The organism is Allorhizocola rhizosphaerae, assembly GCF_003426775.1.
Lineage (GTDB): Bacteria > Actinomycetota > Actinomycetes > Mycobacteriales > Micromonosporaceae > Allorhizocola > Allorhizocola rhizosphaerae.
In genome coordinates this window covers 1-4,213 of the sequence record NZ_QJUG01000389.1, presented here as the reverse complement: position 1 = coordinate 4,213, position 4,213 = coordinate 1, and the positions used below count along the sequence as shown (strand labels likewise).

Annotated in this window: 4 protein-coding genes; 1 reads left to right on the top strand and 3 read right to left on the bottom strand. The window is 64.6% G+C overall.

Annotated features, from left to right (window positions below; all coding sequences use genetic code 11):
* Positions 1-741 (top strand): glycosyl hydrolase 53 family protein (locus DM816_RS40580; protein ID WP_170318936.1); only part of this gene is annotated, 741 nt, incomplete at its 5' end.
* Between the two features lie 134 nt (positions 742-875).
* Here the strand turns inward: DM816_RS40580 and DM816_RS40575 are convergent.
* Genes DM816_RS40575 through DM816_RS40565 form a run of 3 tightly spaced genes read right to left on the bottom strand, consistent with a single transcriptional unit; the run spans position 876 to position 4,068 of the window.
* The gene (locus DM816_RS40575; RefSeq protein WP_117215763.1) at positions 876-1,772 is read right to left on the bottom strand and encodes a carbohydrate ABC transporter permease; all 897 of its coding nucleotides are present in this window, start codon (positions 1,770-1,772) and stop codon (positions 876-878) included.
* Complete coding sequence (locus DM816_RS40570; protein ID WP_117215764.1) at positions 1,769-2,713, bottom strand: carbohydrate ABC transporter permease; 945 nt, start codon at positions 2,711-2,713, stop codon at positions 1,769-1,771. Before DM816_RS40570 ends, DM816_RS40575 begins: the two co-directional genes overlap by 4 nt.
* A gap of 8 nt (positions 2,714-2,721) precedes the next feature.
* The gene (locus tag DM816_RS40565) at positions 2,722-4,068 is read right to left on the bottom strand and encodes an ABC transporter substrate-binding protein (protein WP_117215762.1); all 1,347 of its coding nucleotides are present in this window, start codon (positions 4,066-4,068) and stop codon (positions 2,722-2,724) included.
* Between the last annotated feature and the right edge of the window lie 145 nt (positions 4,069-4,213).

The following is a 4,213-nucleotide window of genomic DNA, read 5'->3' as shown; positions in this document are numbered from 1 at the left end:
GCGTCCGGGATCAAGGCCGTGCGTGACGCGTCGCCGACGTCCAAAGTGGAGATCCACGTAATCGTCGGTCCGAACCGGCTCGCCAAGACCATGGAGTTCTGGCAGCAGTTCCTCACCCGGGTGAAGGCGAAGGGCCAGAACCCTGATGTGCTGGCCATCTCGTACTACCCGGAGTGGCACGGCACACCGGAGGCGCTGGATCTCAACCTGCACACCATCACGACCACTTACCCCGACTATGAGGTCGACGTCGCCGAGACCTCCTACCCCGCCTCGGGCGGCGGCGGCTCGCCGATGCCGAACTCCCCGTTCCCGCGCACCGTTCAAGGCCAGGCCGACGCGATCCAGCGGGTCTTCCAGGCCGCCAACGATGTGGTCAACAACCGGGGCGTCGGCGTGCTGGTTTGGGAGCCGGCCGGCTGGCAGACGATGTTCCGGGCCGTGCCTGAGCTCCCCAACACCTGGGAGCCGCACGCGTCCATCAACGTGTACAACGCCAGCCGTGCCAAGCACATCCTTGAGGACACCGTCTACACCGCCACCGTGGTTGGTGTCGCTCCGAGGTTGCCCTCCTCCATCCACGTGCTCACCACCGCCAACAACAGGATCACCGCCATCCCTGTCCGTTGGCAGGCATTGCCACCCGGAGCGATTGACGCGCCGGGTGAGGTGGTTGTCACCGGCATGACGGACAGAGGCCCGGTCACCGCGGTGATCGACGTCGTACCGCGACGCGGGTAGCGCTGGCGCTACAGGGAAACGGCCCTCCAGAGAGTCTCTGGAGGGCCGTTTTCATTTCCGCTTTGAGACCGCGCAAGTTGGTCAGCCTTTGCCCGCCCGGCCAGTACCGCCGGCGAAGTGCGGCGCGTCGTGGCCTATCCCTTCAAGCCTGAACTGACAACGCCGCGGATGAAGTAGCGCTGGGCGAACAGGAAGATCACCAGAACGGGTACCACGTAGAGGGCCGCAGCAGCCGCCTGCACAGTGGCGTCGGGGTTGCCGTGCGGATCCAGGTAGAACGCGGCGATGGCGACGGACAGCGTCGTCTGGTCGGGGTTGAGGAGCAGGGCCGGTGCGATGTAGTCGCCCCAGATCCAGGTGAAGGAGAGCAGGAAGGAGGTCAGCAGCACCGGCCGGGACAGCGGCAGGAAGATCCGCAGGAAGATGCGCCCATACCCGCAACCGTCGATGATTGCCGCCTCTTCCAGCTCGGCGGGGATGGCGGCGAAGAACTGGCGGAACAGGAACACCAGGAATGGCGACGCCATGAGGCCCCACAGCACCCATGGCCAGTAGGTGTTGACCAGTCCGATCCGGGCGAACAGCACGTAGGTCGGGATCAGAGTGAGAATCTGCGGCAGCATCATGGTGGCCAGCACGAGCACGAACAGAGGGCGTTTGCCGCGCCCACGCAGGCGAGCGAAGCCGAACCCGACCGCCGCGCTGGAGAAGGTCACCAGAATCGCGTACAGGAACGACAGGAACAGCGAGTTACCCAGGTACGCCGGGAAGTTGATCTCGGTGAGGGCCTGGGTGAAGTTCTCCCACCGTGGCGTTTCCGGCAGGATCTTCGCCGGAATCGCCACCCACTCCGCCTTGGTCTTCAACGCGGCCAGCACAAGCCAGGCGAACGGCCCGGCGAACAGAACCGCAAGCGTCATCAGGAGCAGGTAGGTGCCCGCCGCTTTGGCCCGGCGCCGGGGGCGCCGACGCGGGATGAGCGGTGGCGTGCCGACTGCGGGCGACGTCGGGGTGGTCCGCGTGATGGTCATCGGTCGGCCTCGCTGTTGACCTCGTAGTGCACCCACATTCGGCTGGACCGCTGCACGATGAGGGTGATGGCCAGAATGACCAGGAAGAACACCCACAGCATCGCGGAGCCGTAGCCGTACCGGTTGTTGGCGAAGAACTCCTGGTAGACCTGCACCATGTACAGGTGGGTGCTTTGTGGCACCTCGGCCACCCTGCCGACCTGGCTCGACTGGGACAGCAGCAGCGGCTGGATAACGATTTGGAAGGAGGCGATGATGCCGGTTACCACCTGGAAGAAGATGACCGGCGAGATCATCGGCACGGTGACGTGGCGGAACACCCGCCAGCGGCTGGCGCCGTCGATGGTCGCAGCCTCTTCCAGTTCAGCCGGGACGCCCTGCAGTGCGGCAAGCATGATCACCATCCCACCGCCGAGTCCCCACAGGGTGAGGATGATCAGTGCGTAGAAGGCGTGCGGGTCGACCAGCCAGGCGATCGGACCGATGCTGATCTTCTCCAGAATGGCATTGAGGATGCCGGCGTCCCGATTGAAGATCAGCTTCCACATGATGGCCATGGCGACCACCGGGACGACCGAGGGCAGGAAGAAGATCGTCCGGAACAGGCCGACCGCCTTCAGCCGCCGATTGAGCAGCACCGCCAAACCAAGCCCGCCGGCCACCATGAGCGGCACCGCGATCGCGGTGAACGCGAGGGTGCGGACCAGGCTTTCGATGGCGGCGGTGTCGCTCATCAGCTCGCCGTAGTTGCGCAGGCCGACCCAGCGCCACCGATCCGTGCGGCCGTTGAAATTGGTGAAGCTGATCAGCAGCGCATAGACGAGCGGCAGCGCGGTAAGCAGCGCGAAGCCGAGGATCCAGGGCGAGACGAACAGGTAGAACGTCCGGCCGGAATACCGCTTCCAGCTCCGCCTCCCGCGCCTCGCCCTTTCCGTTGCCATGTTGACCACTAGCCGATCTGGTCCTTGCCTTGCTTCAGCAGCTTGTTCATCTCCTCGGTGATCGCCTTGCCGGCGGCCTCCACGGTGATCTCATTCTTGATTGCCCGCTGAAGGTGCTTGTCCAGCACGGAGTTCCAGCTGCTGGCATACGGAGAGTCGGGCAGTTGCCCGACGTACTGCAGCTCGTTCTGCTGGGTCTGGAACGCCTGCTTCTGGTAGGGCAGCTCCTGCGGCAACAGCGACATCTGCGACTTGAGGGCCGGCAAGCCCCAGCCACTCTTGGCTCGGGCCTCCGACGGCGGGCCGGCCATGAAGTACTCCATGAGCTTCCACGCCTCGTCCTTGTGCTTGGCCTTCGCGGGGATGTACGCGCCCCAGCCCACGTATGTGGGGCTGATCCGCTTGTCCCCCATCACCGGCGCAGGCGCCATCGCGACGTTGTTCTTGATCTCGTCGGACTCTTTGACGAAGTTGCCGCCGTACCAGTAGCCGTCCTGGGTGATCGCCATCCGCTTGGCGAGGAAGAGCGACAGGTCGGCACCGTCGGGCGCCGGGTCGAGCGAGGTGGGGCCGACGCCGGCCTGGGCGAAGTCGACGTACCACTTCAGGGCTCGCCGGGCCTGCGGCGTGGTCATGTCGGTCTCGGTCAGGTCCGCGTTGTACAGCTGGCCACCCTGCTGGAGGATCATCATCGAGATCGGCGCCCACAGGTTCCAGGCCCACTCCAGTCCGAGGCCGTAGACCTGTGTCTTGCCGCCGCTCTTCTTGGTGAGCTTCTTCCCGATCTCCAACAGCTCGTCATACGAGATCGCCTCGGTCGCGCTCAGGGGCGGGATCTTGGCTTCCTCGAACATCGCCCGGTTGTACCAGAGCGTCGCGTCCTGGCTCCAATCCTTGACGAGACCGTAATACGGACCCTGGCCGGCCCGCTTGCCGTCCCAACGGAAGCCGTCGTTGACCGGCAGCAGGTTCTCCTTCTTCAGCACGCTGCTCTTTTCCAGGTACGGATCCAGAGCGGTGGCCAGCTTCTGCGCGTTGGTGCCCGCGCTGCCGAGGGCCGGCCCGCGCACGAAGTCCGGCGGCTCGTTCGAGGCGAGCATCGCATTGAGCCGCGTGTCGTCGAACTCAATGAAGCTGATCTTAATACCGGGGTTCTTGGCCTCAAAGTCGGCGATATGTTCCTTCGTCAGCTCATTGTTCTTGTACATGACCGTCAGCGTCACGTTCTTGCCGTCGCCGGACGAGCCGTCCCGGCTGGCGTCGCAAGCTCCGAGCAGCGGTGCTGCCACCGCGCCGCCAGCGGCAAGCGCCGAGCTGGTGAGGAGGCGACGGCGGCTGATACGTCTATCGAGCATGGGGGTTCCCCTCCGATTAACCAGGCGGAAATCAGCTGTGAACGTTCACAGTGTTAGGGTGCCGGGCGCATGTGTCAAGTACCACATCGGCGGTCTCATAACTGTCAGATGTTGTGTCATTATGGGGCGCACATCCCCTGTGAGC

Excerpts from the sequence above, each read along its gene's own strand:
- DM816_RS40575 (WP_117215763.1), bottom strand. The coding sequence starts at position 1,772 with ATGACCATCACGCGGACCACCCCGACGTCGCCCGCAGTCGGCACGCCA.
- DM816_RS40570 (WP_117215764.1), bottom strand. The coding sequence starts at position 2,713 with ATGGCAACGGAAAGGGCGAGGCGCGGGAGGCGGAGCTGGAAGCGGTAT.
- DM816_RS40565 (WP_117215762.1), bottom strand. The coding sequence starts at position 4,068 with ATGCTCGATAGACGTATCAGCCGCCGTCGCCTCCTCACCAGCTCGGCG.